This is a genomic window from Oscillochloris sp. ZM17-4, from assembly GCF_019599295.1.
Classification (GTDB): Bacteria; Chloroflexota; Chloroflexia; order Chloroflexales; family Chloroflexaceae; genus Oscillochloris.
In genome coordinates this window covers 72,517-78,999 of the sequence record NZ_JAIEWN010000008.1, presented here as the reverse complement: position 1 = coordinate 78,999, position 6,483 = coordinate 72,517, and the positions used below count along the sequence as shown (strand labels likewise).

General features: G+C 73.6%; 2 protein-coding genes and 2 pseudogenes. 1 reads left to right on the top strand and 3 read right to left on the bottom strand.

Annotation, left to right across the window (positions count from 1 at the left end; all coding sequences use genetic code 11):
* Nucleotides 1-1,605 (top strand): annotated as a pseudogene (locus tag K2Z83_RS08810) (hypothetical protein); the annotation flags it as partial.
* A 3-nt stretch (nt 1,606-1,608) separates the two neighbouring features.
* On the opposite strand, the gene K2Z83_RS08805 reads toward K2Z83_RS08810, so the two are convergent.
* The 3 genes and pseudogenes from K2Z83_RS08805 to K2Z83_RS08795 form a co-directional block, all read right to left on the bottom strand.
* Entirely contained in the window at nt 1,609-3,870 is a 2,262-nt protein-coding gene (locus tag K2Z83_RS08805; RefSeq protein ID WP_220594809.1) for a tetratricopeptide repeat protein, read from the bottom strand.
* Nucleotides 3,860-4,669: a TIR domain-containing protein gene (locus tag K2Z83_RS08800; RefSeq protein ID WP_220594808.1), complete on the bottom strand. Its 810-nt coding sequence runs from the start codon at nt 4,667-4,669 to the stop codon at nt 3,860-3,862. The genes K2Z83_RS08805 and K2Z83_RS08800 overlap by 11 nt, the downstream gene beginning before the upstream one ends.
* A pseudogene (locus tag K2Z83_RS08795) lies at nt 4,669-6,483 on the bottom strand (transcriptional regulator); the annotation flags it as partial. The pseudogene K2Z83_RS08795 and the gene K2Z83_RS08800, both read right to left, overlap by 1 nt.

Genomic DNA, 6,483 nt, shown 5'->3' with positions numbered 1-6,483 from the left:
TGGCAGGCGCTGGGGCCGGGCGGCGTCCACGATGAGATCAACATGGCTGATGATGTGTACGCTATCGCCATCGACGCCGCCGGGAACGTCTATGTGGGCGGCACATTCACCTACGCCGGGGGCGTTCTCGCCAACAACATCGCCATGTGGGACGGCAGCCGCTGGTCGAGCCTCGCCAGCGGCAGCAACGACAAGGTCTACGCCCTGGCCGTGGCGGGCGGCAGCCTGTACGCGGCCGGCGCCTTCACCCAGATCGGCGCGATCAGCGCGAACCATATTGCGAAGTGGAACCCCGGCACAAAAGCCTGGTCGGCCCTGGGGAGCGGCATTAACAACACGGTATACACCCTGGCCTACGCCGACGGCCTGCTCTACGCCGGCGGCAACTTCACCGCCGCAGGGAGTGCCCTCGCCAACGATGTGGCCTACTGGGACGGCGCGCAGTGGCACGCCTTCGGCGATACATTTCAGATCTACCAGGTGAACCAGAGGGGCGCTGAGAACGACACGACCGTCTACGCGCTGGCCATAGCGGGCAGCGACGTCTACGTCGGGGGCCAGTTCTGGACCTTGCAGGATCGAGCCTCGTCTGGCTACGTGGAGGTCAACAATATCGTCGTCTGGGACCGCAGCAGCGACGAGTGGTCATTCGTCGGCACGCCGACCGCCACCGTCAAGGCCGGCGTGGTAGACACAGAATCGGCCTACGCGGCCACGGTTAACGCCCTGGCGCTCAGCGGCGACCAGCTCTATGTCGGCGGTATCTTCAACCAGGCTGGGTCGCTGGCGACATCGGGCCTGGCGCGCTGGAACATTGCCGGCAACACCTGGGCGGACGTCGGCGGGGTCGGCGGGTTCAGCTATCCGTACCTCTCTGAGGTCAAGGCCCTGACGCCATTTGGCGGCTACCTCTACGTCGGCGGCAAATTCACCTCCGCCGGCACCGCCAGCGCGCGCTTCGTCGCCCGCATGGATCTGGCGAGCGGCGCCTGGTCCGCCCTCGGCAGCGGCATCGGCGACACGCACGGCTACGACGAGTACACCTATGTGTACAGCATTGCGGCGAGCGGGGAGGGCATCTATCTCGGCGGCAACTTCAGCAGCGTGGCGACGCAGCCCTCGTACGGGCTGGCGCGCTGGGGCGCCCCCGGCGTCAGCGGCAGCATGGGCGCTGCGGGCGGCACGCTGAGCGGCGTCGACGGCACCAGCCTCACCTTCCCAGCGGGGGCGGTGCCTAACAGCATCACGGTGAGCTACACCGCCCTGTTCGCGCCCGCGCACCAGCCCCCCGCCGGCCAGGCGATCATCCGCAGCTTCACCCTGCGCGCCACGGGCGCTGACGGCGGGCCGGTCACGACCTTCGCCAAGCCCTACACCCTGCGCGTGCCCTACACCGACGCGCAGCTCGCGGCCCTTGGCATCAGCGACCCGACAAAGCTGAATGTGGCGTACTGGGGCGGCTCGGCATGGGCCAATATGCTGCCGTGCGCCGGGTGCCGTGTGGACACCGCCGGGAAGGCGGTGGTGGTGGTCGCCAACCACTTCAGCGAGTTCGCCCTGGCAGGCTCGCGCACATACGTCTACCTGCCGCTAGTGCGCCGGTAGCGCCTAGAGGCCAAGGCTGAGCCCCGCCATCTCAGCGCCCACCTCGGCGCTCTCGCGGGCCAGGCCCATGCGCTCAAGCAGCGCGTGGGCCTGGCCGTACTGCGCGGCGGCCTCGGCGCGCGCGCCCCGGCGGGCGGCGAGCCGCGCCTCGGCCCAGAGCAGGCGCGCGCCCTGCTCCCAGTCGCCCTGGCGGGTGAGCTGCCGGCACTCGCCGAGGCGCAGCTCGGCATCATCCAGCTCGCCCGCCGCGATCTCGAGCATGGCCAGGCCGAGCTGGTTGCGGGCGACCAGCCGCCCGAGCCCCTGCTCGCGGGCGATCTCTAGGGCCGCCGCGTAGTGGCCGCGCGCCAGCTGGGGGTCGCCCCCGGCCGCCAGGCAGCGGGCCAGCCAGTGGTGCGCCCCGGCCCGCATATGGCCAGGCATCGGCGCGTCTGTGGCCAGCAGATGCTCCCAGCAGCGGCGGGCCGCCGATCGATCATCGTCGGCGAGGTGGTACACGCCGAGGGTGTGCTGGTAGCTGAAGCGCGCCTCGCCGCCCAGCGGCCCGGCCTCGGCGAGCGCGTGGAGCCGCGGCAGATGCTGCGCGGCCTCGCCCATGCGGCCCTGCTGGCTCAGGAGCTGGATGTGCAGGGCCAGGGCGGCGATCTCCTGGCCGGTGTCGCCCAGCGCGCGCGCGGCGTCGATGTACCAGCGGTGCAGGTCCAGCTTCTTGCCCCAGAGGGCGCGCACATAGTAGTAGAACTCAAGCGCCTGGATCAGCGCGATCGCCTCGGCGTGGCGGCCCTGCCCCATCGCCCAGCCGACCGCCGCGAAGAGCGTCGGCTCCTCGGGGTCGAGCCGGTCGAGCCGGCCGAGGTCGTCGATGGCGTAGCCGCCGGCCTCGCGGGCCAGGGCGAGGCACCAGCCGAGCCAGCGCTCGCGGGCGGCGCGGTCCAGATCGCCATAGGCGGGCAGCCTGGCGTCGACGAAGCTGCGCGTGAGCGGGTGCAGCCCGTAGCGCGCGCCGCCCTCGGGGGGGGCCGCCAGCGCGATCTCGATCAGGCTCAGGTCGGCCAGCTTCTGGAGCGCTGGCCCAAACGACGGGCAGGCCTCGCCGGCGACATCCGCCAGCGCCTCGGGCGGGGCGCTGCCGACAAAGAGCGCGGCGGCGACCAGGATCGCCCGCTCGCCCGGCGTCAGCAGCCCCCAGCTCTGGGCGAACAGCTCATCGAGCAGCTCGCCCTGCGGCAGGAGCAGCGCATCGAGCGACTTCGCCAGCGGCTGCCCGGTGTGGCGGGCGTGGCCGAGGGCCAGGTCGATCGCCTTGGGGTTGCCGCCGCTGACCTCACGCAGATGCCGGGCCGCCTCGGGCGCGGGCGCGGCCAGCTTCAGGCGGCGCGCCGCCTGGGCGATCAGCTCATCAGCCTCGGCCTCGCCCATCCCGTCCAGCTCGACCAGCCAGGCCCCGCGCTGAAACTCGCGCCGGTAGAGCCGCGTGGTGATGATCGCCTTGCTCGGCTCGGGCAGGCGCAGCAGCCAGCCGAGCAGCGCGGGGTCGGTCGATGTCTCAAAGCCGTCGGCGATGATCAGGGCGCGCTGCTGGCGCAGCAGCTGCTCCACCTCGTGCTGCCGCTCGCGCAGGCCGAGCCGGGTCAGGCCGGGGAAGCCCAGGGTCAGCGCCGCCGCGTCGAGCACGTGGGCAAGGGCCAGCGGCCCCGGCTGGTCGTGGCCAGAGACCCACACGGCCGCGTCGAAGGCCGGCGGGGGCGCGCCCTGGGCCGGCGGGCCGCCCGGGCCGACGCAGCGCTTGGCGACCTCCAGGGCCAGGCTGGTCTTGCCCACGCCGCCCATGCCCACGATCACGAGCAGGGCGGAGCGCTGGCCGAGCCCCTCGACAACCTGCTGGTAGGCGTCGGGGCGCATGATGAAGCGGCTGTAGGTCGGCGCGGGCAGGTTATCGCTCGCCCGGGGCGGGCGCGGCGCGGCGGCTGGCGCCGGGGCGAGGCGGTCGATCAGCCGCTGCGTGTCGTAGTAGCGCACCGAGTCGAGCAGCTGCTGGAGCCAGGCCCGGCCCAGGTGGGCGCGCCGCACGCCGAACTCGGCGAGCACCTCGATCGGCCGCCAGCCCTCGGGGACGCGCCCCTGCTTATAGCCCTGGATGGTCGTGGGGGCCAGGCCCAGGAGCGCGCCGATCTCCTCCTCGACAAACACCGCCTGCCGGCCGTCGAACGCCGCCACCGCGTTGACCATCCCCCGGACAAGCCTGCCGAAGCGCTCATTCGCCATAGGTGATCCCCCCTTCGGCGGTCGCCGTCTCGCCGTGGCGCAGGAACTGGAGCATCACCGCCTCGCCCGCCAGGCCGATCACGTCCCCGTGATCGAGGCTGCGCGGCTCGGCGATGCGCCGCCCGTTGACGAAGGTGCCGTTCTTGCTCGTGTCATAGAGCAGAAATGTGGGCGCGCCATCGCCCGCGACGCGCAGGCTGATGTGCGCGTGGCTGCGCGAGATCAGCCCCCCGCGCGCGATCACGACCATGTGGTTGCTCGGCAGCGTCCCGATGCTGGCCAGGGTGTGCTCGGCCTGGGCCGGCCCGGCGTCCTGGCGCTGGTAGCGCGCCGCCTCAAGGGCGATAAAGCTGGGGGCGACGAGCGCCTCGTGGCCCTCGGCGGCGGCCAGGTAGGCCAGCGGCAGCGGCGGGCCCGCCGAGTCCAGGGCCGCCGCGATCCGCGGCACCGGGTTGCCGACCTGACGCAGGTTGACCCAGTTGTCCGGGCCGAGCAGGAAGCGCACCGGCCCCGCGCACTCCTCAAGCAGCAGCGTGATGATCAGCTTGCGCCGCTCCCCGGCGAAGATCACCTCCTGGGCCACCGCCCGCGAGCCGACGCTGCTCCGCGAGAGCACCACGATCACCGCCCGCGCCTCCGCGATCGCCGGCATCAGCATCTCCGCAAACATCCCCCCCGTGTGCGACTCGTCCTCCTCGAACCACCACGGCGTCATGCCCGCCTCACGCATCCAGCCGACCAGGGCGAGGACGTACGCCCGGTCGCGCTGCGCGTACGAGATGAAGAGATGCTCGCCCATCACGCCCCCCTGCGCTTCACATGCCTACCCTGCGCCATGCTCTCCTCAAGCCGCCTAATCTGGTCGATGATCCGCGTGCGCCCGCCGCCCTCGGCGATGGCGCGGGCCTCGGCCAGGGTGGCGCGGGCCTCGGCGGGGGGCAGCAGCGGGGCCAGCCAGACCCGGATCTGGGCGGCGAGGTGGCGGACGCCCAGGGCGTCGGCGCGGGCCAGGGCGGTGGAGAGCCGGTGGATGGCCAGGGGCTCCTGCTCGCGGCGCATGGCCACCAGGCCCAGGTTCGCGCCCAGCCCGGCGATGCGCTCGGGGATGGCCAGTCGCTCGGCCAGCTCCATGCCGCTGGTGAAGAGCCGCTCGGCGTTATCCAGGTCGCCCCTGGCCAGGGCGATCTCGCCGGCGGTGGAGAAGAGGTAGGGCTGGAGGGCCAGGGCGCCGCGCTCCTCGGCCAGGGCCATCGCGTCGCCGATATGCCGCTCGGCGTCGTCCAGGTCGCCCAGGAGGTGCAGGTGGTAGGCCAGGTTGTTGCGGGCCAGGATGCGCCAGGGTTCGGCGCTGAGCAGCGCGCCGGCCTCGGCGGCCCCGTCGGCCACCGTCATCGCCTCGTGGTAGTAGGCGACGGCGCGGGCCAGGTCGCCCTGCTGGGCCATGACGCTGCCGAGCTCGAAGCGCACCTGGGCCAGGGGGCCGGGGTCATCGCCGGCGGGCTGCTCGGCGATCAGGGCCTCGGCGGCGCGCAGGCGCTCGGCGGCGCCGGGCAGGTCGGCGCCCTCCAGCGAGAGGGCGGTGCCCCAGAGGAAGAGGGCGCTGATCGCCTCGTCCGGCACCGGCGAGCCCACCAGGGCGCGCACCAGGTCGATCATCTCGGCGTAGCGGCCCTGGGCGAGGATGGTGCGGGCCAGGGCCAGGCGGGCGGCGTGGGCGTCGGCGGGCGCGCGGGCGGTCTCCAGGGCCTCGCGCAGGCGCTCGGCGGAGCGGGCGATCTCGCCGGCGCTGTAGAGCGCCTCGCCCAGGGCCAGCAGGACGGCCGGGCGGCCGGGGTCGGGCGTGCCGGCCAGGGCCTGCGCGTAGAAGGCGGCCGCCTCGGCCCAGGCCGCCACGCGGGCCGCCCGCCGCCCCGCGCGCATGGCGTAGGACGCGGCCCGCTCGGGGGCGCCGCCCTCGGCGAAGTGCGAGGCGATCAGGCCCGCCTCGGCGTCCAGCCGGTCGCGGTGCAGGGCCTCCAGCGTCTCGCCGACCCGGCGGTGCAGCAGGCGGTGGCGCGGCTCGCCCACCTCGCGGTAGGCCACCTCCATGGTCAGGCTGTGGTCGAAGGCGAAGCGCCCGCCATCCAGCGGCCGCACCAGGCGGGCCGCCCGCAGCTCGTCGAGGGCGTCCAGGGCGGCCGCCTCAGAGAGGGCCGCCGCCCGCGCCGCCACCTCAAAATCGAACTCGCGGCCCACGGCCACCGCCGCGTCGAGCACGCGCCGCGCCCCGCCCGAGAGCCGCATCAGCCGGCCCTGGATGAGGCTGTAGACCGTCTGCGGCACGACGGGATCGGACGAGAGGGCGCTCAGGTTGAGGGTGCCGCCCTCCAGCAGCAGGCCGCTGCCCCGGGCGTGGCTCACCAGCTCGCTGATGATATAGGGGTTGCCCTCGGCGTTGTGGCCGAGCCAGTCGGCCAGGGGCCGCGCGTAGAGCGGGGTCAGGCTGCGGGCCAGGGCCAGGGTGTCGTCGGGCGAGAGCCGGCTCAGGCTCAGGCGCTCCAGGCGGCCCTCGCGCAGCAGGGCGCCGAGCAGGCCTCCCAGGGGCGAGCGCGGGTCGGCCGGGCGGCTGGTGGC

Bases quoted from the DNA above. Each gene is read 5' to 3' on its own strand.
- K2Z83_RS08805 (WP_220594809.1), bottom strand. From the start codon at position 3,870: ATGGCGAATGAGCGCTTCGGCAGGCTTGTCCGGGGGATGGTCAACGCG.
- K2Z83_RS08800 (WP_220594808.1), bottom strand. From the start codon at position 4,669: ATGGGCGAGCATCTCTTCATCTCGTACGCGCAGCGCGACCGGGCGTAC.